This is a genomic window from Paenibacillus sp. UNC451MF, assembly GCF_000686845.1.
Lineage (GTDB): Bacteria > Bacillota > Bacilli > Paenibacillales > NBRC-103111 > Paenibacillus_S.
Window position 1 is genome coordinate 296,046 of record NZ_JMLS01000001.1, and the last position, 23,264, is coordinate 319,309.

Genomic DNA, 23,264 nt, shown 5'->3' on the forward strand with positions numbered 1-23,264 from the left:
GAGGCGAAACGGAATGCAAAAAGTAATAAGAGATATAAAAAACGTACGCTTCGATTCTCATACGTTTAAATCATGGCTTTTATCGACCAAGCGTTTATTGATTGGTAAGGAAGCCGATAAAGGTTTAATTTTTAGACTCTTTATGTATCTAATTCTAATCGACGTTGCTTTTATCTATGTGAAGCCTATCATTTACATGATTACAACCATGATAAAAGATTCGTCCAACTTACTTGATCCTGCCGTTATCTGGGTGCCGCGTTCCTTCTTTACGGGGCATCTCCAGGAAGCGTTCCGCCTGTTGAAATATTCGAATGCTTTCTTTATTAGTATGACGGTATCGTTGAGCGTTGCAGTGCTGCAAGTTATATCTTGCGCAATTGCTGGATATGCATTTGCAAGACTGGATTTTCCACTCAAGAAATTCTGGTTCGTCTGTCTCATCTTTACATTCGTCATGCCGCCTCAGGTTACGATTTTGCCATCCATCCTGTTGTTTAAAGACTTTGGATGGATCAATACGTACTTGCCGCTTATAATTCCTGCCATCTTCGGGCACGGGTTGAAGGGCGCGTTGTTCGTTATTATTTATCGACAGTTCTTCAGTACACTGCCTAAGGAATTGGAAGAAGCAGCAAAAATGGACGGCGCAAGCGTGTTCAGAGTGTTTTTCCGAGTTATGCTTCCGATCTCGACTTCGGCGATTATCGTCGTATTCTTGTTCTCCTTCGTATGGAACTGGAACGATTTCTATTACCCAACGATGTATATGTTCGGGGCTAAAGAGGTTCCGTTATCCATCAGTTTGTCTCGTTTGGCTGCATCGTTAACAGCAGAAGCGGAGCAAGCGGGTCCGAGTATTTTTGCGGAGCCAATCAAAATGGCCGCATCATTCTTAATCATTATGCCGGTTCTGGTCGTTTACACGTTTACTCAACGTTGGTTCGTAGAAGGCGTAGAACGTACAGGTCTTGTAGAGTAGAAGGGAAAAAGCCTGATGAAAATTCAGGCTTTTTTTCTATTTAAAAGCGTTGTTTTCTTTTCTATCAGTGAAAGGCTCGTCCTTGGTTATTTCCCGGGAAAAGGAGGGCTGACAGAACTAAATCCAATTTTTCTCTAAATTTGTCAACGTGAGCCTGAGAAAATCAGGCTTTTTTTCTTGTCTAATTCCAGTTAGACAAGTAATATGGAGAAATAGGGGGAATTTTGAATGCATATATTACTTGTGGAGGACGAGCTAAAAATCCGCGAAGTAGTCACCGCATATTTAAAGAATGAAGGTTGGGAAGTCGATTGTACCGCTAACGGCTTGGAAGCCGTCCGATTGTTCGATAATGGCTCCTATGATCTTGTTATTTTGGATCTTATGCTTGAGGGCATGTCGGGAGAAGAAGTATGCCAACAAATTCGGGCGAAATCGGTTGTACCCATAATCATGCTTACTTCCAAGTCAAGAGAAAGCGATACGATAGCAGGATTAAATTTGGGTGCTGATGATTATATAGCTAAACCTTTCAGAGTAAAAGAAGTCATTGCAAGAATTCACGCACTCAGACGCCGAATTCATGCTTATAAAGCCGATACGGTCAAACAGCATGTTTTGACCTTTGACAGGGGACAACTTGTCGTTGATTTGGAAGCAAATACGCTGCTGGTACGAGGTGTCCACGCTAATTTAACGACAACAGAATTCAAGCTGTTAACGGTGTTTACGAGCAAACCGGGTAAGATTTGGTCGCGAAGTGATTTATCCTTTCACGTGCTTGGCTATCGGTTTCAAGGGGATAGTCGTTCCATTGATACTCATGTAAAAAATTTGCGTAAAAAAATAGAGGAAGATACCAAAGAGCCGCGCTATATTCTTACAATGGTAGGATCGGGTTATAAATTTGCTGCTGAATCGGATACGAAGGAAACGACTTGATGATGATTAAAGTATTTCGCAAAATGGAAGTCATATTATTTATAACGCTCCAAAGCTGTTTTATATTAATTATTTCGATTGTTGCTTATGGCTATAATTTTAACTGGCAGGATGTGTTTGCGCATTATCAGGAGGATCAATTGAAGGTAAACGCTTTCAAATTGATCGATGATATGCGTAATGATAATTTGTCGGTCGGTCCTTATTCGGAAGAACAGAAGTCCTGGTTGAACCGCAGAGCGACTCTATACGGCATTCTGGTCCGCTATGGCGAGGACAAGAAGAATCCTTGGTTCGATATGTTTACTCGTGTACCGGATCAGAAGGATCTTATATTACAGGAATATCCTGTGGTTGCTAAAGGTGAAACCCGTGGAATTCTGCAAGTAGGGTATTTGAAGACATTGGATCATATAGATCCGAATGTTATTGCATACCAAAAAATGATGGAAACCCGTTCAGCGCTTCTTTATGGCGTCATCATTTTGATTTCTGTTTTGGTCAGCTTTGTTGTTGCTCGTTTGCTGTCCGCTCATCTGCAGAGGCTTCAGGAAACCGCCAATAAAATACGACTTGGCAATTGGGATGTACAAGCAGCGGTAAGAGGTCCTGAAGAGGTCAGACGGCTTGCATTGACTTTAAATGAGCTTTCTAGAGAGCTGAAGAAGCAGGAGGACTGGCGCCATCATCTCATGGAGGACTTGACCCATGAGCTTCGAACGCCGCTTACATCGATGCTGTCACAGCTGGAAGCTATGATCGACGGTATTTATGAAGTCGATATGGAATGGCTTCAGCAAATCTATGATGAGCTGATCCGGCTTACCCGACTGATGAATGATATGGAGCGCTTATCAGAAGCAGAGGCTGCCCGATTTACGATTCATATCAAAAGAATTAACATCGTTCAATTGACTCAAAACGTCTACCGTAATTTTCAACAGATGGCCAAGAGTAAAGGCGTTAAGCTGCAGTTTGTCCCTACTAATGCGCCATGCTATGCAGAGATTGACCGTGATAAAATGATCCAGATCATTTCCAATATTGTATCCAATGCGATTAAATATACGGATGAAGGCGGTAAAGTAACGATTGGCGTAGATTGGACCACGGACTCTACAATCATTTACTGTCAGGATACAGGCATAGGAATTAGCCAAGCGGATTTGCCCTATGTATTTAATCGCTTGTATCGCGTAGATAAGTCGAGATCCCGTTTCAGCGGAGGAGTCGGACTCGGGTTAAGTATTGTCAAGGCATTAGTCGAGGCACACGAGGGAAAAATTGAGGTCACGAGTAAGCTTGGGCAGGGCTCTAAATTCATGGTTACGATCCCGAATGTATATAAGTCATTGGAGCAGCAGTTAATGTAATCCGTCAGGCTCATGCTCGAAGGAGGCAACGTCTTTGAACTTTTACGGTCAAAATGTACTTCCGGCTGTCCGGAAAATGAGGGACCTGGAGCTGCTGCTGAAGAGCAGGTTCACTTATTTGGTTTTACTAGATATTCATATTTCCCAGTTGACCAGTATCGTGCAGCTGGCAAGAACCCACCAAAAGAAGATGTTGATCCACGCCGATTTGATTCAAGGCTTGAAAAACGATGAATACGCTGTTGAATTTTTATGCCAATCGGTGAAACCTGCTGGTATCATCTCGACGAAAAGTGCTGCTATAGCAACGGCGAAAAAGAATAAGGTTTTGGCGATTCAGCGACATTTTCTGCTTGATACGACAGCCTTAGAGATGACTTATAAAATTACGGAGAAAGTACAGCCGGATTATATTGAAGTGCTGCCGGGCATTATGCCTCATATTATTGCGGAAATGAGAGAGCAGCTGGGCATTCCGATTTTGGCGGGAGGATTAATTCGAACCGTGGAGGATGTGGAAATGGCTATAAAAGCGGGGGCGGTCGCCGTAACGACCTCCCGCAAAGAAATATGGAGTCAATATGAAGTGCTTCAATAATAGTTATTTGGACTCAGCGGCGAGAGGATCGACAGCATCTTCCATACGGAGGTCCAGCGTTAAGCTATGCTGCTCGGTCTCTGCTTCACTCCAGCCAAACAAATTGGCCATATAAGCGATAACTGGCTGTTTCCATTGGGTAACTGAATGAATGTCGAAGTACATAGCTCCGGTACGGCGAATAAAGAAATCAGACGGTGTGGAAACCATTTCCTCTTCAATCCCATAGAGCAGTGCCGCAAGCCATTCACCCGGCAGACCGTATTGCTTTGCTTCCTCTTGATGTGATTGGTAAAGCTCGAACAAGCGGTCTACATTGGAACCGTAGCGCTTAACCAAGACGGACGCTTCCTCTTCCTTTAATCCGAATTTTGCAGCCAGCTGCACTTTATTTTTGACGAAGGCAGCATACCCGCGTGATCCACCTACATCTCCGCCAGAGAGCTGAACCTTGTCCGTAGTACAACCTGGGAAGGGAGAATGTCCTTGCTGCTCGAGCTGGTTGGCAACCAGTGTGACGATACGCTCGGCCATTTTGCGGTACCCTGTCAGTTTACCGCCGGCAATTGTAATTAATCCCGATGGAGCAATAAAGATTTCATCTTTACGAGAAAGCTCCGATGGAGACTTGCCATCCTCGTGGATTAGCGGACGCAATCCTGACCAGCTGGACTCTACGTCTTTGTTCTCCAACTTAAGGGTTGGGAACATGAAATTAGCGGCCCGTACAATATAGTCCCTATCCTCGACAGTCATGCGCGGGCGAGCGATATCCCCCTTATAGTTCGTATCCGTTGTCCCGATATACGTCTTGCCGTCGCGCGGAATAGCGAACACCATACGACCGTCAGGAGTATCGAAGTATATAGCTTGTTTAAGCGGAAATCTTTTTCCGTCGATGACAAGATGGACTCCTTTGGTAAGGTGCAGACGTTTGCCCTGCTTCGAGCCATCGATTTCACGAATCGTATCTACCCACGGACCAGCGGCATTGACGATTTTTTTGGCCCGAATTTCAAAGCTTTGGCCAGTGAATTGATCAACTACGCGCACACCAACAATTTTCCCCTGATCGTAGAGTAAATCTTCGGCTTTAGCATAGTTGATCGCTTTGACTCCACGGCGAACCGCTTCTTTCATCGTCTCGATGGTAAGTCTTGCATCGTCGGTTCTGTATTCTACGTAATAGCCTCCGCCTTTGAGCTTATCCTTGCGTAGCAGCGGCTCCATGTTCAATGTTTTATCCTTGCTCAGCATGATGCGTCGCTCCTGTTTGCGAACACCTGCCAAAAAATCGTAAAGAAGTAATCCAACGGATGTAGCCAGCTTTCCATAGGTGCCACCCTCTATGATTGGGAGCAGCATCCATTCCGGGGTCGTGACATGAGGCGCGTTTTCGTAAACAATCGCACGCTCTTTACCAACTTCCGCCACAATTTTAAATTCGAGCTGCTTCAAATAGCGAAGTCCGCCATGAATCAGCTTGGTGGAACGGCTTGAGGTTCCTGCTCCAAAATCCTGCATTTCAATCAGCCCTGTAGACATTCCCCTTGTTTGAGCATCAAGTGCGATACCTGCACCTGTAATGCCTCCTCCAATAACAAGAAGGTCCAGTGTCTGACTAGAGAGCCGTTCTATATGATCAGCACGGTGCGCTCCTGAAAAATTCGTCGTCATGTGAAATCCACCCTTTTCATCGTGATTGTGTGTGTAAGTACAACAAAAAAAGACCGATAACACGTCCCTGCAAAAGCCAAAATCAGCTTCGGCAAGGTATGTTACGGTCTACTCTTATTCTCTGACCAGTTTATTAACTTGTTAGGGCGTTGCTCAATTAACCGTATCATATCATGAGAATGACGATGAGGCAATACTTATTGACAGAGAAAATAGGTTTATGATAGATTTCAACATGAAAACGGTTTATATTTGTTACATGTACGGCAAGGAGGAGAATGGATGAACAAGTCCCGTTATGTCGTTGCAATAGATCAAGGTACTACAAGCTGTAGAGCTATCGTTTTTGACCATTTGGGGACGATTGTAAATACAGCTCAAAAAGAATTTACCCAATTTTTTCCGCAATCCGGATGGGTCGAGCATGATGCGAATGAGATATGGGAAACCCAGCTGGAGGTGCTCCGTCAAGCGGTACAATCCATTTCTGTTGATGAGATTGCTGCCATTGGCATTACGAATCAGCGAGAAACCACGGTGGTATGGGATAAGCTGACGGGTGAACCGCTGTACCGAGCAATCGTATGGCAATGTCGCCGTACCAGTGGATTATGTGAAGAGCTTAAGCAAAAAGGCTGGGAAGATAAGATCCGTGAAAAAACAGGGCTAGTGCTTGACGCTTATTTCTCAGGAACGAAGCTAAAGTGGATTCTCGATTCCAATCCGGACATTCGTGAAAAAGCGCAGCGCGGGGAAGCGTTGTTCGGTACTATCGATTCGTGGCTTATCTGGAAGCTGACGGAGGGAAGGAAGCATGTTACCGATGTATCGAATGCATCTAGAACGATGCTGCTAAATATACATACGGTGCAGTGGGATGAAGATATCTTACAGGAGTTCGATATACCTGCTGCCATGCTGCCGGAAGTCCGCTCCTCAAGCGAGGTGTACGGGCATACGTCACTGCTGTCCAAGGAAGTTAGCATCCCGATAGCCGGTGCCGCAGGAGATCAGCAGGCCGCATTGTTTGGGCAGGGCTGCTTCAAGGAAGGTATGGCCAAAAATACGTACGGAACAGGCTGCTTTGTCTTGAAGCAAACAGGCTCAAGACCTGTTTTATCTCAGAAGGGTCTCATTACCACAATTGCTTGGAAAATGAATGGTGAGGTTTGCTATGCTTTGGAAGGCAGCGTGTTCAACGCGGGTACTGTCATTCAATGGCTTCGCGATGGGCTAGGTCTTATTCAGGATGCCGGAGAAACTGAGGCACTGGCCTTATCTGTTGACAATACGGAAGGTGTCTATTTCGTCCCTGCTTTTACCGGCTTAGGTACTCCTTATTGGGAGCCTGATGCGAGGGGAATTATAACGGGACTAACTCGCGGCGTGGGCAAGGCGCATCTTGTAAGAGCTGCTCTAGAATCTATCGCTTACCAAAGCGCTGAAGTACTGCAGGTGATGGAGGAGGAGTCCGGCATTCATTTGACTGAGCTTCGAGTAGATGGCGGTGCGGTGAAGAACAACTTCCTGATGCAGTTTCAGGCTGATTTGTTAGGCGTCCCCGTAGCTCGCCCTAAGTTGATAGAAACGACGGCGCTGGGCGCTGCATGCTTGGCTGGACTTGCGGTAGGTTTTTGGAAGGATGCTGCTGAGCTTGAGCAGTTGAACGGCTCCGATCGTACTTTTACTCCGCGAGTGGTCACCGATGACTCTCGTGAGCAACAGATGGAAGGCTGGAAGAAGGCTGTCTCTTATCAAATCAAATAATATGGTTCGCAACCATTATGGGCCTTATACCATTTTTTAACCGATAATATCGAATTCAAATGCAATCGTTTGAATGCTCGACTCTTCTGTATTAATCCCTTTTGAAATAGTGCAAAAAGACCCATTCTCCGACAAAGGAGGCGGGTCTTTTTGCCGTAAGGTTCGTATGTAACGGAAATCATTACAGGGCAACGATCTGCCGTTCTTTTTGTTTGTAGTATACCCACTCGGTGAAACCGATCTCTTTTAGCCGCTGGCTTACTAATTCCCAATCGTCGCCGACGCGTTCAGGTTTATGAGCATCCGAGCCGAAAGTAACCCGTACACCATAATGGTTGGCACGCTCCAACACGGCGTCGATAGGGTACCAGCCGCCGCAGTCTTTCGTTTTCCCAGAGGTGTTGATTTCAATCGCGATATCTTGCTCCGCAATAATTTGCAGCGTTTTATCTACGGCATCCGTTGGAATATCGGAAAAGGCCGGATAGAAGCCGCGCATCGCATCAATATGGCCGAGAATTTGGAACATGCCGCTCCGAGCAGATTGCTGGATCAGATCATAATACAGCTCTTTTTGCTCAACTTTTTGCTTATCAGTCAAGCCGTTCCAGCGCTTTTTGTTGAAAATGCTGACCCCTCCGGACAAATGAACGGAGCCGATAATGTAATCGAAAGGATACTGCTCATAGATACGGCGATAAACATCCGCGTGCTCAGGGAAGAAATCGGATTCTACACCTAGGAGAACATCTATTTTACCAGCGTATTCCTGCTTAAGCTTTAGCACTTCCTCAACATAGCGGCTGAATTCACTCTTGGCCATGGCAATACCAGGCTGTTCCTGCTCTACGTCGCTTGCAAAATAGGGTGAGTGGTCTGAAATGCCAATCACCGAAAGGCCATGCCGAATGCCTGCCTCAACATAATCGCGTATAGTTCCTATGGCATGACCGCATCGTTCATGATGCGTGTGCAAATCAAATTTCATATCATGTCACTCCGATCCAATAAATTGAGTTTCCTGCATCCCTTTCAAATCCAACAAAAATTGATGTAGAGCGGAGCTCAAATAGCGGCCGGATTTGTACACGACTCCGACGGGATGGCTAATTTCAAGCTCATTTACTTTTACCATTTTCAACGTTCCAAGACGCAGCTCGGTGGCAATGGATAGCTTAGAAATAATAGCGGCGCCGAGATTAAGCTCTACCATCCGCTTTACTTCCTCACTGCTCGACAGCTCCATTACAATTTGCGGGTTAATATTCAGCTGCTTGAAAATTTGATCGACAAATCGGCGTCCTGCCGTTTCTGGAGACAGCATGATTAACGGGACGTCTTTTAGCTTTTCGATGGGTACATGCTGAAAGCGGCTTAACGGATGGGCAGGGGAAACGACCAGCTCGAACGTGTCGTAATACAGCACGGAGCTCTCCAATGCCGGGTGCTTCTCAAACAAATAAGTGATTCCGATGTCGATATTTCCGTTCTCCACGCTTTGCATAATTTGCGAGGAGGTCATCGAGTGAATCGTCGTTTTGATCAGTGGAAACTGATTTTGGAAGTAAGACAGTACTCGAGGCAAAATTTGAATCGCAATCGAGGTTGTCGTACCCAAATGAATGTGACCCTGCGGGGTTAAATTCAAATCGGATAACCGCTGCTTCAAATCTTCAACCGTGTGCAAAATAATTTCTGCGTGCTCCAAGAATACACGTCCGCTATCGGTGAGTGTTACGGGCTGATTGCGGTCGATCAGCACGGTTTTAAATTCGTCCTCCAGACTCTTGATCTGTGCGGAGACCGCCGGCTGAGTCAAATTTAATACTTCTCCCGCTTTACGAAAGCTCATCGTTTTGGAAATGGTAAGTAATGTCTCTAGTTGGTTTAAGTTCAATACCGGAACCTCCTCTCCAAAAAGGGGCTAAGTACTTCCAAATTAGCTTCCTCAAAATAGATAAAATTTATCAACTTTACAAAAAATATAAAAACCGTTTGTTGAGATCTATTTTCATTATATGACACTTAAACCTAGTGAGCAAACAAAAAGTACTTCGAACTTCGAGTAGTTTAGACTATAAATAATTAAATCACTTGTGAAATACTCAAATTTGAATATAATAATTAATGTAATTATACCAAATGGAAGAGGGAATACAATGTCACCTAAGAAATCAAACGTCCGCTGGACGATTGTAGGTTTGATGCTGGGGCTCTTGTTAGCGGCTCTGGATCAGACCATAGTATCGACGGCTATGCCGACGATTGTCGGAAAGCTCGGCGGATTGGATAAGTTTGTTTGGGTTTTCTCCGCATATTTGATTGCGAACGTTGTGTCCATGCCGATCTTCGGAAAATTATCCGATATGTACGGAAGAAAGCTGTTTTTCCTGCTTGGACTTGGCGTCTTTATGATTGGGTCTGCATTGTGCGGAATGTCAACGACCATGTTTGAGCTCATTGTATACCGAGCGATTCAGGGAATCGGCGGCGGAGCGCTGATGCCGATCGTCTTTACGATCGTATTCGATTTGTTTCCGCCGGAAAAACGGGGAAAGATGCAGGGGTTGTTCGGAGCCGTATTCGGTATTTCGAGTGTACTGGGTCCGCTGGCTGGAGCTTATTTTACGGATAATGTGGATTGGACCTGGATCTTTTATATTAATCTTCCACTAGGCGTCGTTTCATTTGCTCTTATAGCTTTGTTCTATCATCCTGTGCTTCCGACAAACCGGAATCAAAAGATCGATTGGTGGGGAACCCTTACGTTCACGGCCGCGATTTTATTGCTTATGTTTGGCCTGGAGCTAGGCGGTAAAGAATTTGCCTGGAATTCGATAGAAAGCTATAGCTTGTTTGCCGGTTTTATTGTGCTTTTCGGTATTTTCTTACTGGTAGAGAGCAAAGCGGCTGCCCCTATCGTTCCTCTTCACTTGTTCCGCAACAAGCTGTTCAGCTCCAGTATGGCTGTCAGTCTGCTGTACGGTGCTATGATGATTGCTGCAGCGTCCTATATTCCATTGTTCATTCAGGGTGTATTTGAAGGATCGGCTACCAGCGCGGGGCAGGTTATGACTCCAATGATGCTGGGGGTTGTAGTGAGTAGTACGTTAGGCGGGCGATTTGTTGGCAAAACAAGTTATCGAAACATTATGCTCGTATCCGCCGTATTACTCATTATAGCGACTACGCTTTTGAGCACTGTATCCGTAGAAAGCCCAAGATGGCTTGTGACGTTGTATATGGTTGTTATGGGACTTGGCATTGGCATGTCGTTCCCGGTCACTTCCATGTCTGCACTGCACAACATCAGCCCGCAGTATCGCGGAACGGTCAATTCTTTAGTCAGCTTTTTCCGTTCGATCGGATCTGCGATGGGGGTTACTGTTCTAGGGGCAGTTCAAGCGGGGGCGCTAAAGTCCAGATTGGCTGAATTGATGCCAAACTCCGGACTAACGGATAAGCCTATCGATCCTCAGGCACTTCTGCAGCCAGCAGTAAGAGCGGGAATTGGCGCGGCCGATTTGCAAAAAATGATTATGGGCTTGGCTGATTCGATCGCTTTCGTGTTTACTTGTACGATTTTTATGGCTATTGCAGGATTTATCTTCATTCTCTTAATGGGCAAAGCAAAGATGGACATACCGAAGCATAGTCCGGTTAAGGCCGCAGAGGCCAAGGCGGAGTAATTCCGCTGCTGCACTTCAATTTTTCTAGATACAAAGAAAGGTGAAATCAACTGATGTCGATGAAGCTGGTCATTCTCGGATTGCTGATGGAAGGGGATACCCATCCGTATGAAATCCGGCACACGATGAAAGAAAGGGAAATGCACCATTACATCAAAATGCGGGACGGCTCCCTCTATTATGCCATCGATCAGCTGCGCAAGGACGGGTTCATTGAAGCGATTGAGGTGGTTAAGGACAGCAGCCGTCCCGATAAAACCATCTATCGTATCACCGACAGTGGGAAGGAGCTCTTCAGGGAGCTTCTTCTTCAGCAGTTTAAGGAGCCGAAGGAAATCTACGATCCTATGGGAACCGCTATGATGTTTGCTAAAGATGGAGACCAGGAGGAAATTTACCGCATTCTGCTCGGGAAGCTTGCGGAGCAACAGCGCAAGGTTCAGCAAATGTGGGAGTTGTATGAGGAGCATATTCCCATCGTTCCGCGCGGCGTACTGCACATGATGATGAACGCCTATGAGCATGGTTTGACCCAAATGCGCTATTTGGAACGAATTCTGAAGGATGCGAAGGATGGGCGATTGGGTGAACGGGGATTACCTTTGGATTAAAAAAGAGCTTAGCAAATGCTAAGCTCTGGCTGTTGAGAAACCTAAAGGATGTTGAAAAACGGCTTTGGTACCCCGGTGGGGTATCTCCCTCCAGCCGCTGTTGTTGTCAGGAAAATTTCAATTTATGCACTGTGCAGCGGTGATTTCCTGATAACAAAGGCGGGCGCTACCGCTCTTCCAGGAGATACCCCACCTTCCACCATTCGCATTTTTCAGGAAATAGGTTTCTAGACAATCTGAGCTTAGCTAACGCTAAGCTCTTTTTATTTGAATTATATATTTTTAAGCTTTACTCAATTGGTTCGCCAAGTCTGACAAAGTATCGCAAACCAATTCTGGCTGAACTCCTGTCATCGTCAGCTGCTCTTGCAATGTATCGCGGTTGATAAGACCAGTGAGGACCAAAGCTGTTCGACACTCAGCCGCAATACCTCCACGGATGTCGGTCAAAAGATTGTCCCCAACCACCCATATTTGGGAGGGAGGCAAATTCAGCTTACGGATGGCATAGTTCATAATGATGGGCGAAGGCTTGCCGATCACGACAGGCTCGGTCTGGCTAGCTTTTTCAATGGACGCTCCGATAGAACCAGCCCCGGGACGAAGCTCATTATTCCAAGGAAGCAGATGGTCAGGGTTCGTCATCACAAAGTCTGCCCCTGAGCGAATACGGCTAACGGCCTCTGCCATCTTCTCGTAGTTGAAGCTGCGGTCGATCCCCTGAACAACATAATCTGCCGGACCCTCAGTGACCAACTCAAAGCCAGCTTCCTGCATGGCGCGCTCTAATCCGATCTCGCCAATAAGATAAATCTTACTGCCTTTGTTTTGCTCCTTCATGTACAAAGCCGCAGCTTGAGAGGAGGTCAGTACCTCTTCAGGCTTGGCATCAATACCGACTTGTCCCAAATGTGCAGCTACCTGCTCGGGAGTCCTTGAGGAATTGTTCGTTACATATAAATACGGGTGACCTTGCTCTCTTAACCATTGTATGAAAGAAGCGGCTTCTGGGATCGGCTTGTCTCCGTGATACAACGTACCGTCCAAATCTAATAAAAATCCGGGCACTTGCTTATCCTCCTTTGTCCGTTACCACTTAAATAAGATAATAGTGAACATTGTAGCAAAAGTGGTCAGGTTGCGCTACACTACAACGTACAAAAGTTAATCAACCGGATCGTTTCACATCAATGTGGTATACTTTATCCATTAAGGAGCGTTGAAAAGTAGGGTTATGTACTAAGCCTGTCCGGAGGTACTGATGGAAAATTATACAAAGGATTTAATCGAGCTTTTGAGTAATAACCGGAATGCAGAGGAAGCCGTTCCGATGAAGCAGTACATGCGTAATCAGTTCGAATTTTTGGGCATAAGACGTCCCAAGCGAGAAGAGCTGCTCAAAGCATGGCTGAAGCGGAACGGCCTGCTGTCCAAGGAGCAGCTTCCGGACGTGCTTACCTCATTGTGGAACATGCCTGAGAGGGAGTATCAGTATACGGCGCTGGAGCTTTTGGAAAAAATGAAAAAGAAACTGGATAAAGACCATATCGATTTATTAGAATGGCTTATCCTCCATAAATCATGGTGGGATACGGTGGACGGTATTGCTCCGAATGCCGTAGGTTATTTGTTTCAGAACCACCCGGAGCTGATAGGAAGCTATGCTGAACAATGGATTGAGTCCGATAATATGTGGCTGCAGAGATCGGCCATTCTATATCAGTTAAAATATAAGAGCAAAACAAACGAGCGGCTGTTATTTGATTATGTGCTGCGTCGAGCCGAGTCCGAACAATTTTTCATTCAAAAGGCTATAGGATGGGCGTTGAGGGAATATTCCAAAACAAATCCGCAGGCTGTTAAGCAATTTATCGAAGGACACGAGCTTAAGCCGCTTAGCCGTCGCGAAGGGTTAAAGCAGTTGGACAAGCAGGAGCGAATTCAATCAAACGAAAGCGAGGAATAAACATGTTGGCAAAGCTGCAAAAGGTTGAAAAAGGCTATATGGCTTTATTTGAGCGTCACTTTAAGCAATCGACGGAAGAGGTATGGGCTTATTTGACTGAGAATCCGAAGCTGGAACAATGGTTTACCGAGCTTGAGGTTAAGGATCTTCGTAAAGACGGGCTCATTAAGTTCAACATGCCGGATGGATCGCACCTGGATATTACGATTATCGATCTAGAACCTCATGCTGTTTTGGCGTACACATGGGGGGAAGATCAAGTTCGCTTTGAGCTTTCATCCGAGCCGTCAGGCTGTCAGCTGCTTCTTAAAGAAGACATTACAGCCATAACTAGCCATACTCCAAAGGATCTTGCCGGCTGGCATGTATGCCTGGACGTTATTGAAGCATTGCTGGACGGTAAAACGATAGATAGGCATGCTGAGTGGGAACGCATGTATGGACAGTACATCCAAGCAGTGGAGAAGGTTGCTGTCAATCCGTAATATCTAGAGCTGCTCTTAATCGACGAAACTATACAATTTTCAACATTTTATTCCTCTGCCGCATAACCCTCGGAAGGATTCCCTCCCCCTGTGTTGAATTCGTTTACATATCATTGCTGATCTACAGGATCGCACAGGGGGTCCTCTTATGAAACAATTCCTTTACCGTCTCTCCTTCAAAAAAAGAATTTGGGTTTCCTTCGTTTTGTTGATGACATTGGCGATTGCCGCTTCTGGCTGGAGCTCTTATACGATCTCGGCCAACATAGTTGAGCAAAATGCGCTGAGGCTAAGTCAGGACACGATCAACAAATCGTCGCAAATGCTTGATGAAAAGCTAAAAAAGATTGTGCTATCGATCATGTCTCTCAAGATCAGTGATTCTTATCGAAACATGCTGGATGATGTGTCGCTGATGGATGTAAGCCGGTATTATTATCATTTGTCAGCGCTGCAATCGATGCTGGCTCTTCTCAAATTTAACGATGATTTTATTCAGTCTATTTTAATTTCTACGCCGATAGGCGATTTCTACCCTACCAATTACACGCGTTTAAGTGAAAATTCCTTCGCTAAGTCCGAAATGTATCAGAAAATTAAAAGCATGCAGCGCGGCGTCTGGATCGAAAGCCATGAGGATACTTTTTTTTACGGAAAAGATCGGGTGTTATCATTTGTTGTTGACGGAAGCGCAACCAAGTATGTAGAAGATGTCTATATCGTTGTTAACATTAAAGAGAAAGATTTGCAAAGGATGATCTTCGATCAAATCAGCACCTCATCCGGTTATTCGCTTGTCAATAAAGAAGGTAAGCCTGTGATCGGCCACGAGGATGACGAGTCCCAGGTATGGAGGCAGGATACGGATTTTTTAGGCAAGTTTAAAGAGGAGAAGAACAGCCATTTCAATACGCTGCTGGACGACGAGGATTTTTTGGTTAACTATTCAAGACTTGAAGTTGGAGAAAATTGGATTTTGTATGGAATGCAATCGAAGCAAGCCGTATTGAAACAGGTGGATGCGATAAAATGGACCACGCTGCTCGTTATCATCGGTTTCGTGCTTCTGACGCTTCTGTTGTCTAATGTTTTGACGGATCTGCTGTTAAGACCGCTGTTCCGATTGCATAGGCTAATGAAGCGGGTAGAGCATAATGATCTGGATGTCCGTTTCGAAAGCCCGTTCCAAGATGAGGTTTCACAAGTCGGTAAGAGGTTCAACTCGATGCTTGAAGAAATCAAGAAGCTGATTATGACGGTCAAACGGGGTGAGGAAGAGAAGCGCAAGACGGAAATTAAGGCATTGTCCGCGCAAATGGAGCCTCATTTTCTATATAACACATTGAATACCATATATTGTAAATCTGTGTTAGGGGATACAGAGGATGTCAACGAGATGATTTTATCGTTATCCACGATGTTTCAGCTCGGTTTAAGCCAAGGGAAAGATATTATCCATATAGAGGATGAGCTGATGCATGTCAGGCATTATATGACGCTGCAGCAAAAATGCTATGAGGATCGCTTCGACTTTCAAGTGGAGGTCGAGGACGAATCTATTCTGCAGCTCCGAATTCCCAAGCTGATCCTGCAGCCCTTGGTTGAAAATTCCATCCTTCATGGATTTAAGGACCGGGAGGAAGGCGGGAGTATACGAATTGTGCTGAGAAGGACGAAGCAAATGCTGTACGTGTCCGTTGAAGATAACGGAGTGGGTATGGATGTGGACGGCTTGCTCAGGTCCATGGATCAGCCGCTTGTGTCCCATAAGGGGTATGCGTTAAGGAATATTGCTCACCGACTACGGCTGTTCTATGGAGAGGATGCCACAATGCATTATGACAGCGAGCCGGGGACAGGCTCCAAAGTTCAACTGATTATTACGCTGCGGGAGGAGGACAAGGTTTATGAGCTCAGCGGGCAGCTTGTTTAAAATATGTGTAATCGACGACATCAAAAGCACAGTGGATATGATTGCGACCAAGATTGCTTGGGATACTTACGGGATACAGGTAGCGGGTACAGCTAGAAACGGGGAGGAGGGCTTAGCTCTTATCCAAGATGTGCGTCCTGATATTATTCTCACTGATATTCGAATGCCGCGAATGGACGGATTGGAGATGACGCGTCAGATCATCGATCTTCTTCCTGATTGTAAAATCATTATTTTGAGTGCTTATACGGATTTCGAATATGCGAAGAAAGCGATCCGGCTCGGAGCGTTCGATTTCGTGAAGAAGCCTTTTTCGATCCAGGAGATTATCAAGGTCGTCCTAGAAGCGAAGCAAGCATTGGAGAGTGAGTACGACAAGCATCAGCGAATACAGAGCATGGAGAAGCAGGTGCAGGAAAGCCTGCCGCTATTGAGACAGGAATATTTCAGCAAATTGCTGCAGTACGAGACCCGGAGCGAAGACGTTCAGCGCTATTGGGAAGAACTCGACGTCAACATGGATCCGGAAGGCTTTGCGGTTCTTATCATGGAAATCGACCATTTCATGGACAAGTATGCCACTCAGCCGATTCATGAAATCGAGCTTGTCCGATTCGCGCTGCATAATATTATCGAGGAAACGATTCATAGTGTTACCCGGGGAGTCGTTTTTCGGGATGGACCGAGCCATTATGCGTGTATTATAAATTGCCGCAGCCCGGAAGAGGCTAAAAGGCTTGCTGAGGCGTGCTGCCACAATATTGCCGGCAATACCCGGTTTACGATTTCAATTGGTATTGGGACGATGGTCAGTGTCATCCATGAGCTTCCAGGCTCTTATAAATCGGCTTTATCCGCATTAGCGTATCATTTCTATACAGGAGGCAATGGTGCCTTTAGCATTGCGGAGGTGCCACAAGGAGAGGCTCCACTGCCGCTAACACCAGCGTTGGAGCAGGAGCTGCTTCATTCGCTCCGAGCAGGTCATATAGAGAAATCGCTGCAGGAGCTTGAGCGATATTTTGATGCTGTGAATGGCTTAAGGCCCCTGCCTGATCCTCATTATGTGCGCAGCTTGTATTACGAGTTAGCCTTTGTCATGCTGCGAGTCCTATACGAGAAAGTTCCTTTCACTGTGCTTCAGACTTACGACCGTACGATACGGGATCGCGGCAGTCAGGAGCCGGATACGAACTACAAATTCCAGCAGCTGCTTAGAGAGCTGTGTGAGGCAGGTTGTACCTGGATCGAGAAAGAACGGGTAAGCGATTCGGCGCAGCTGATCTATCGGGCTGCGGACTATATTCGGACTCATCTTCATCTGGATTTAACCGTCGATCACTGTGCAAGATACATGAACATTAGCGGTGGACATTTTGCCAACCTGTTCAAGAAAGTAATGGGAAGCACCTTTAATCAATTTGTAACGAATGAGCGGATCGATCGAGCCAAAAGCATGCTGATCGATAATTATCAGGTACAGGAGATTGCGCTCTCTCTGGGCTATGAGCATCGACGGTACTTTAGCGAGGTATTCAAAAAGCATACGGGCCAAACACCCTCGGAATTTAAGGATATGTATCTAGGGCAGAAATGACGGATTTCTGCCCTTATTCTTTGTTTTGCCACATTATGCGGCTTTCTTGTTTCCACTACAATAAGACCAAGAGCAACACATCATTATATCGACGAGATAGTAGGGGAGGCTGCGTAAATGAAAAAGACAGCAGTAACAGCAATGGGATTAGTGCTATCGATGAGCTTAGCGGCATGTGGAGGGGGAGCGACGGATACTAAAAATAGCGCTGCATCTGGTGCTAAGCCAGGAGAGAAAACGAAAATTACTTATTGGACCCTCGATCGCCACGACGCAGATTACATTAAAGAAATGATCGAGAAATTTAACTCGACGAACAAAGACAATATCGAAGTCGAGCTGGTCGTGAAAGCGGACGATTACGCGCAGGCGCTGGATTTAGCGTTTGCCGCCGCACAAGCGCCTGACGTGTTCCGGGTGAAGGAAGGCTCGGCGATCCAAACATTTTATAAGAAGGGCTACATGGCTCCAATTGACGGTTACTTAACGGATGAGCAGAAGAAGAAGTTCCCGGCGATGCCTGATCAAAACCAGTTTGACGGTAAAATGTACAGCCTTCCTAACTATGGAAGCACGATGAGGCTCGTATATAATAAAGATTTATTCGATAAAGCGGGCATAACCAAGCCACCGACTACGTTGGCGGAAATGGTGGACACGGCTAAAAAGCTGACTGCTGTCGGTAAGTCGACAGGTGCATACGGCTTTGCGCTGCCGTTCAAAAACCCGGCAGGCGCATGGAACCGGTCAGCTCGTGTTATTGCGGAGCTAAGCGGTTACGGCGGCTTCGGGTATGATTTCAAAACCGCGCGCTATGATATGAGCGGGTTTAAAGAAATAACGAAGGCCTTCAAGCAAATGCGCGACGACGGCAGCACTCTGCCAGGTATGGAAGCGCTTGATATTGATCCGCTGAGGGCACAGTTCGCCGAGGGCAAGATTGGGATGTACTTGTCCTATTCATCCGAGCCTGGGGTTTATAAAAGCCAGTTCCCGGCCAAGATCAACTGGTCCTCAGCTCCGGCTCCGACGATCGACGGCAATATTAAGGGAGCATCCGGCTTCTTAGGCGGGCAATGGCTCGCGATCAGTAAAGATTCGAAGAAGAAGGATGCCGCATGGAAATTCATCAGCTACATGTACGGTGATGACATTTTGCAGCCATACCATGAGAAAGGCTACGGCATATCCATGGTTCCATCCATTATATCTAAGGCGAAAAAGCCTGAAATCAACGGCATCGAAGGGTTTTTGCCTAACAAATATGATGGAGTCTGGCCTACTCCGCCGAATGTGAACGTTCAGGGCGCAAAAGCGGAGGATGCGTTGTGGAGATATATTTTGGAGGGCGGAGACTTGGATAAAGTCATTGCCGATATTAATAAACGCTACAACGACGCGTTGGACAAAGCGATTTCCTCAGGGGACGTGAAGGTTACAACGGATCCAAGCTTTGATCCTGCGAAGATGCAGGGATCGTTTGCCAAATAAATTGCAAGTCTCGGAGCCTGTCAGTTGTCTGCTGCTGCAGGCTCTGTTTTATCAACAAGAAGGTTGTGGAGGAGGGCTTGAAACGGATGAAAAAATGGCGTCTGCAGCTGCCAGGCTATGGGTTTACTTTACCCAGCTTGATCCTAACGCTTGTGTTCGGCGTATACCCGATCGCTTGGGCGATGCGCTATATGTTCTACGATTATAAAGGCTACGGGAAGGAACGGTTCGTCGGTCTGGACAATTTCACTCAGCTCTGGAACGATCATGCTTATTGGGATTCAGTGGTGAACACCTTTGTCTACGCAGGCGGAAAGCTGATTATTACACTGCCGCTCTCCTTGATCCTGGCTGTTATTTTGAATAAAGGTCTGCGAGGGAAGCATTGGCTTAGAGCGATTTATTTTATGCCTACAATTGTAAGTACCTCTGTCATATCGATCGTGTTTTTCATCATTTTCAATTCCTATAACGGAATATTGAATCAATTTTTGCTCCGGTTTCATATGGTTTCTAAAAGCATTGATTGGCTGGGACCTGAGCACGCGATGCTAAGCGTCGTCATCATTGCGGTGTGGGGCGCTGTGGGCAATTATATGCTGCTGTTTATCGCTGGCTTGCAAAACATTCCGGACGATGTGTATGAGAGCGCATCGTTGGATGGAGCAAACGCCGTGCAAAAGTTTTGGTACATCACGATTCCTATGCTGGGTCCGGTGCTTCAAATGGTCATTATGCTGGCTATTATTAATTCATTAAAAGGCTACGAGAGCATTATGGTATTAACCGAAGGAGGGCCTATAGCCAAGACGGAAGTCATGTATCTGTATGTGTATAAGCTGTTTTTCCCGCTGGCGACTTCAGGCTCGTCCATGGAGCAGCAGATCGGCTACGGCAGTGCCGTCGGCTTTGTTACGGCTATCATCGTTGGTTTTATTACACTTATCTATTTCTATGCATCCAAACGGATCAATAGGGTGTTTTAGCTTGATGCTTGCGATAAGCCGAAACTTACAGGGGGGTAGATGAAAGGAATGACAACGGAAACCGCAAAGCTTAAACCGACGTTACCGGCTTGGTCGATCGGATCAACCATACAAAATGCATTGCTGTGGATCTTTCTTATTTTGATTGCTGGATTAACTTTATTTCCTATAGTGATGGCTTTTCTAGGCTCCTTCAAGTCCAATGCGGAGCTAACGGGAGGAGCCACGATTTTCCCTGAAGTATGGCATTTCAGTAACTATGCCGAGGTATGGGAGCAAGCTCATTTCTCTACGTATACTTGGAACAGCCTGTTTATTAGTATTGTAACTACTGTCGGAACGTTAATCGTAGCATCGATGGCTGCCTATGCTGTGGATCGGCTGAGCTTTGCAGGCAAGAGCCTCTATGTAGCCATTCAGGCTTCAACTATGTTTGTCTCTATTGGTGCGGTGGTGCTGCGCCCGCAGTTCGAGCTGATGGTCAAGCTGCAGATGCATACTTCCCTATGGGGCGTTATACTTATTATGGTAAGCGGTCATGCCTATATTTTTTTCATTCTGCTCAGCTTCGTTAAAGCGATCCCGAGGGAGCTTGACGAAGCGGCAATGATCGACGGCTGCTCTAAAATGTGGATATACACCCGTATTATATTTCCTTTGCTGAAGCCGGGACTTGGTGTTGCAGCCTTGTTCACCTTCCGTCATGCTTGGAATGAGTACATATTGCCGCTTGTGTTCACGATGAGCCAGCCGAAGCTTCAGACATTAACGGTCGGTCTGGCTGGTCTTCGCTACGGCATTGCATCGGCGGCGCAGACGCATTATATGATGGCTGGAGCGTGCTTATCGATACTGCCTTTATTGATTGTGTATGTGTTGGCGAACAAGTCGTTTATGCAGGTAACCTCCGGCTCCATCAAGGGCTGATTCAAGCGATTACCGATAACTTCAGTGAAAGAAGGACGAAGTCATGAATGCTTACCGATTGGAAAAGCTGCTGCGCAATGCTGCCGATCCTTCGTTTCAAAAAGCAACCGATAAGCTGAGAACATGGGCTCAAACGGCAAGGGAAATTGATTATACGATCACGGAGCATGAATATGGCAATTGGTCTCATAACTATTATTGCCACCAAGACGGGACACCGCTCAAGTTTAATTGGACCCGCCCTAGGCAGCATATTTGTCCAGTGTGCTCCAAGGAATGGAACGGGGAGCTTTTTGACGCCGCTTGGGTTACGCTGGCTCATTCCAAGCTTGGACTTGGAATGAAGCATCTCTCCGTTCTCAGCTTCATCGAGGATACCACGGAGGATGTGAATAAGGTCAAGCAGGTTTTGCTTGATTATGCTCACTGGTATGCAGGGTATGAGGTTCACGGCGATATTCCTTATAACGGTCCGGGCAAGCTGTTTGCCCAAACGTTGGATGAAGCTCATTGGATCATTGATTTATGCTATGCCTACAGTTTCGTAAAGGACAAATTGACCAAGCAAGAGAAGCAGCAGATCGATCAGGGGCTCCTGATCCCTTGTGCCCAGTTTCTTATCGAGCATAAAGAACGGCAGCTGCATAATCATGCCGTGCTTATTACATCAGCGATAGGGATGCTTGGGTTTCTGTTAGGCGATGAACGGATTCATCAGGCGGGTCTGGCAGGCCCTTACGGTCTGCTGGATCAAATCGATCGAGGCGTTCTTGAAGACGGAATGTGGTACGAAGGGAATTTTCACTATCATTTTTACGGCTATCATTCGCTCCTCCAGTACTGTATTTTGGTGGAGGGCACATCGTGGGACTTGAGAGCTCACCCGGCACTCAAAAAAATGTTCGATTTTCCACTTTACTATATTTTACCGGACGGTTCTTTACCGAGTATGAATGACGCAAGCTCCAAGATGAGTATCCCAACGCTAGCTCCGTATTATGAATTGGCTTACGATTGGTATGGAGACACAAGATATCGAGAGCTGTTAAGGCTAGCTTATGGAATGGAGTCGGAGCAGGCCAGTTTGATCTCGGAAGAAAAGGCTGTACCTTTATATACTGCCGCTCCAGCAGAGCGATCCTCCATGGAAGCCTTATGGTTTGGAATGGATTTGAACGATGTAGGATCGTACGGAGAACAGCTGTCCAGTGAGTCAATGACAGAGAGCGTCTCTCTCAAGCAGCTCATGGCTGCCGATAGCTCCTCGGAGATTAGCGGGTTGACGAAGCTTGTGAATGGCAAAGGATGGCATCTGCTTGTTAAGCACAGCACATTCGGGGGCGAGCATGATCACATGGATCGTCTCGGCCTGTCGTTCGGAGCCGGAAGTGAGCCGCTTTTTGCCGACCCAGGGACTACAGCTTATGGAGTGCCGGCGCACTATGGCTGGTTCAAACATACATATTCCCACAATACGGTAAGTCTGAACGGGAAGGATCAGCCTCCTGCTGACGGTCAACGTTTGGAGTATTGCAAGGAGCGGTGGGGTTCATGGGTGGAAAGTGCTGTGGAGTGGAATCATGAGCAATATCGTATGAAGGACTCCATCCTTTTGCCTGTTGAAATGTGCCCGTGGGACGATGAGGCTTACCGTGGCTCTACGATTCGAAGAATCAACGTATTGACCGATCATGTGCTGCTAGATATCGTCAAGGTATCCGTCCCCGACATACGGGACATCGATTTGCTGTATCACATCCATGGACGTATGGATGAGGTTGAGGCATGGCTGCCATTCGCATCCCCTGTGAGCGCTTTGGATCAGCAGTGGTTTCAAAACACAAAGTATAAGCCATTCGATCCTGCGGAAGTCTTGATATGGCAAATGAAAACAGGAAGACTCCTGCAAGCGGGCTGGTGTTCGGAGCCATCTATGCTTATCACAGCAGCAACACCCAATAATCCACCGAACCAATTAAGACAGTCTCTCATTCAGCGAGTTCACGGATCCAAAGAAAGAGACGTTGTGTTCGTTCACGCGTTTGCTTATGGCGCCAATTACAATGAGGTGAAGGCTAGCGAGGCGGCAGCAAAGTTCGATCTGCAGTTAAACGTACAGTACGGTGACGAAGGCAGGTTACGGATTGGTTTGGCAACTGTAGCTGTCCAGTATGACTGGAGCTTGGATTGGACGGAAGGTAAAGCCAAGTTTATCGAATCTTCTTCTTAAAGGAGCTGTT

General features: G+C 46.3%; 19 protein-coding genes. 15 read left to right on the top strand and 4 right to left on the bottom strand.

Annotated elements, in window-relative coordinates; all coding sequences use genetic code 11:
• Positions 1–13: 13 nt before the first annotated feature.
• From BP97_RS0101260 to BP97_RS0101280, 4 genes are all read left to right on the top strand, one after another.
• A complete protein-coding gene (locus tag BP97_RS0101260; RefSeq protein WP_028547489.1) occupies positions 14–982 on the top strand; it encodes a carbohydrate ABC transporter permease in 969 nt (322 codons plus the stop codon).
• Positions 983–1,210: 228 nt separating this feature from the next.
• On the top strand, positions 1,211–1,924 hold the full coding sequence (locus tag BP97_RS0101270; RefSeq protein WP_028547490.1) for a response regulator transcription factor: 714 nt from the start codon (positions 1,211–1,213) through the stop codon (positions 1,922–1,924).
• Complete coding sequence (locus tag BP97_RS0101275; protein ID WP_028547491.1) at positions 1,924–3,297, top strand: sensor histidine kinase; 1,374 nt, start codon at positions 1,924–1,926, stop codon at positions 3,295–3,297. The genes BP97_RS0101270 and BP97_RS0101275 overlap by 1 nt, the downstream gene beginning before the upstream one ends.
• Before the next feature lie 34 nt (positions 3,298–3,331).
• The gene (locus tag BP97_RS0101280; protein WP_028547492.1) at positions 3,332–3,895 is read left to right on the top strand and encodes a glycerol-3-phosphate responsive antiterminator; all 564 of its coding nucleotides are present in this window, start codon (positions 3,332–3,334) and stop codon (positions 3,893–3,895) included.
• A gap of 3 nt (positions 3,896–3,898) precedes the next feature.
• Here the strand turns inward: BP97_RS0101280 and BP97_RS0101285 are convergent, their stop codons facing one another.
• Positions 3,899–5,572 carry a glycerol-3-phosphate dehydrogenase/oxidase gene (locus tag BP97_RS0101285; RefSeq protein ID WP_028547493.1) on the bottom strand — a complete coding sequence of 558 codons (1,674 nt, stop codon included), beginning with the start codon at positions 5,570–5,572 and terminating at the stop codon, positions 3,899–3,901.
• A gap of 282 nt (positions 5,573–5,854) precedes the next feature.
• Between BP97_RS0101285 and glpK the strand changes: the two genes are divergently transcribed.
• The gene (gene glpK, locus BP97_RS0101290; RefSeq protein WP_028547494.1) at positions 5,855–7,339 is read left to right on the top strand and encodes a glycerol kinase GlpK; all 1,485 of its coding nucleotides are present in this window, start codon (positions 5,855–5,857) and stop codon (positions 7,337–7,339) included.
• Between the two features lie 181 nt (positions 7,340–7,520).
• Here glpK and BP97_RS0101295 read toward each other — a convergent pair whose 3' ends face one another.
• Positions 7,521–8,327 carry a histidinol-phosphatase gene (locus tag BP97_RS0101295; RefSeq protein ID WP_028547495.1) on the bottom strand — a complete coding sequence of 269 codons (807 nt, stop codon included), beginning with the start codon at positions 8,325–8,327 and terminating at the stop codon, positions 7,521–7,523.
• 6 nt (positions 8,328–8,333) lie between these two features.
• On the bottom strand, positions 8,334–9,236 hold the full coding sequence (locus BP97_RS0101300; RefSeq protein ID WP_028547496.1) for a LysR family transcriptional regulator: 903 nt from the start codon (positions 9,234–9,236) through the stop codon (positions 8,334–8,336).
• 262 nt (positions 9,237–9,498) lie between these two features.
• Between BP97_RS0101300 and BP97_RS34810 the strand changes: the two genes are divergently transcribed.
• Together BP97_RS34810 and BP97_RS0101310 are read left to right on the top strand one after the other, a co-directional pair.
• Positions 9,499–11,028, top strand: coding sequence for an MDR family MFS transporter (locus tag BP97_RS34810; protein ID WP_036745305.1), 1,530 nt, complete (start codon positions 9,499–9,501; stop codon positions 11,026–11,028).
• Positions 11,029–11,081: 53 nt separating this feature from the next.
• On the top strand, positions 11,082–11,639 hold the full coding sequence (locus BP97_RS0101310; RefSeq protein ID WP_028547497.1) for a PadR family transcriptional regulator: 558 nt from the start codon (positions 11,082–11,084) through the stop codon (positions 11,637–11,639).
• A gap of 282 nt (positions 11,640–11,921) precedes the next feature.
• Here the strand turns inward: BP97_RS0101310 and BP97_RS0101315 are convergent, their stop codons facing one another.
• Positions 11,922–12,707 carry a TIGR01457 family HAD-type hydrolase gene (locus BP97_RS0101315; protein ID WP_028547498.1) on the bottom strand — a complete coding sequence of 262 codons (786 nt, stop codon included), beginning with the start codon at positions 12,705–12,707 and terminating at the stop codon, positions 11,922–11,924.
• Positions 12,708–12,900: 193 nt separating this feature from the next.
• On the opposite strand from BP97_RS0101315, the gene BP97_RS0101320 reads away from it, so the two are divergent.
• The 8 genes from BP97_RS0101320 to BP97_RS0101355 all read left to right on the top strand — a co-directional run bounded on the left by BP97_RS0101320 (position 12,901) and on the right by BP97_RS0101355 (position 23,254).
• Entirely contained in the window at positions 12,901–13,605 is a 705-nt protein-coding gene (locus BP97_RS0101320) for a DNA alkylation repair protein (RefSeq protein WP_028547499.1), read from the top strand.
• A gap of 2 nt (positions 13,606–13,607) precedes the next feature.
• Positions 13,608–14,090 (top strand): SRPBCC family protein, encoded by a 483-nt coding sequence (locus tag BP97_RS0101325; RefSeq protein ID WP_028547500.1) that lies wholly within the window; start codon positions 13,608–13,610, stop codon positions 14,088–14,090.
• Between the two features lie 148 nt (positions 14,091–14,238).
• On the top strand, positions 14,239–16,023 hold the full coding sequence (locus BP97_RS0101330; protein ID WP_028547501.1) for a sensor histidine kinase: 1,785 nt from the start codon (positions 14,239–14,241) through the stop codon (positions 16,021–16,023).
• Positions 15,998–17,620, top strand: a complete 1,623-nt coding sequence (locus BP97_RS0101335) for a response regulator (protein ID WP_028547502.1) — start codon at positions 15,998–16,000, stop codon at positions 17,618–17,620. Before BP97_RS0101330 ends, BP97_RS0101335 begins: the two co-directional genes overlap by 26 nt.
• 117 nt (positions 17,621–17,737) lie before the next feature.
• Positions 17,738–19,111: an ABC transporter substrate-binding protein gene (locus tag BP97_RS0101340; protein WP_028547503.1), complete on the top strand. Its 1,374-nt coding sequence runs from the start codon at positions 17,738–17,740 to the stop codon at positions 19,109–19,111.
• An 86-nt stretch (positions 19,112–19,197) separates the two neighbouring features.
• Positions 19,198–20,097, top strand: coding sequence for a carbohydrate ABC transporter permease (locus BP97_RS0101345; RefSeq protein WP_028547504.1), 900 nt, complete (start codon positions 19,198–19,200; stop codon positions 20,095–20,097).
• Positions 20,098–20,136: 39 nt separating this feature from the next.
• Positions 20,137–21,024 carry a carbohydrate ABC transporter permease gene (locus BP97_RS0101350; protein ID WP_442952345.1) on the top strand — a complete coding sequence of 296 codons (888 nt, stop codon included), beginning with the start codon at positions 20,137–20,139 and terminating at the stop codon, positions 21,022–21,024.
• 43 nt (positions 21,025–21,067) lie between these two features.
• Positions 21,068–23,254 (top strand): heparinase II/III domain-containing protein, encoded by a 2,187-nt coding sequence (locus BP97_RS0101355; protein ID WP_028547506.1) that lies wholly within the window; start codon positions 21,068–21,070, stop codon positions 23,252–23,254.
• The last annotated feature ends 10 nt before the right edge of the window (positions 23,255–23,264 follow it).

Excerpts from the sequence above, each read along its gene's own strand:
- BP97_RS0101260 (WP_028547489.1), top strand. The coding sequence starts at position 14 with ATGCAAAAAGTAATAAGAGATATAAAAAACGTACGCTTCGATTCTCAT.
- BP97_RS0101270 (WP_028547490.1), top strand. The coding sequence starts at position 1,211 with ATGCATATATTACTTGTGGAGGACGAGCTAAAAATCCGCGAAGTAGTC.
- BP97_RS0101275 (WP_028547491.1), top strand. The coding sequence starts at position 1,924 with ATGATGATTAAAGTATTTCGCAAAATGGAAGTCATATTATTTATAACG.
- BP97_RS0101285 (WP_028547493.1), bottom strand. The coding sequence starts at position 5,572 with ATGACGACGAATTTTTCAGGAGCGCACCGTGCTGATCATATAGAACGG.
- glpK (WP_028547494.1), top strand. The coding sequence starts at position 5,855 with ATGAACAAGTCCCGTTATGTCGTTGCAATAGATCAAGGTACTACAAGC.
- BP97_RS0101295 (WP_028547495.1), bottom strand. The coding sequence starts at position 8,327 with ATGAAATTTGATTTGCACACGCATCATGAACGATGCGGTCATGCCATA.
- BP97_RS34810 (WP_036745305.1), top strand. The coding sequence starts at position 9,499 with ATGTCACCTAAGAAATCAAACGTCCGCTGGACGATTGTAGGTTTGATG.
- BP97_RS0101310 (WP_028547497.1), top strand. The coding sequence starts at position 11,082 with ATGTCGATGAAGCTGGTCATTCTCGGATTGCTGATGGAAGGGGATACC.
- BP97_RS0101320 (WP_028547499.1), top strand. The coding sequence starts at position 12,901 with ATGGAAAATTATACAAAGGATTTAATCGAGCTTTTGAGTAATAACCGG.
- BP97_RS0101325 (WP_028547500.1), top strand. The coding sequence starts at position 13,608 with ATGTTGGCAAAGCTGCAAAAGGTTGAAAAAGGCTATATGGCTTTATTT.
- BP97_RS0101330 (WP_028547501.1), top strand. The coding sequence starts at position 14,239 with ATGAAACAATTCCTTTACCGTCTCTCCTTCAAAAAAAGAATTTGGGTT.
- BP97_RS0101335 (WP_028547502.1), top strand. The coding sequence starts at position 15,998 with ATGAGCTCAGCGGGCAGCTTGTTTAAAATATGTGTAATCGACGACATC.
- BP97_RS0101340 (WP_028547503.1), top strand. The coding sequence starts at position 17,738 with ATGAAAAAGACAGCAGTAACAGCAATGGGATTAGTGCTATCGATGAGC.
- BP97_RS0101345 (WP_028547504.1), top strand. The coding sequence starts at position 19,198 with ATGAAAAAATGGCGTCTGCAGCTGCCAGGCTATGGGTTTACTTTACCC.
- BP97_RS0101350 (WP_442952345.1), top strand. The coding sequence starts at position 20,137 with ATGAAAGGAATGACAACGGAAACCGCAAAGCTTAAACCGACGTTACCG.
- BP97_RS0101355 (WP_028547506.1), top strand. The coding sequence starts at position 21,068 with ATGAATGCTTACCGATTGGAAAAGCTGCTGCGCAATGCTGCCGATCCT.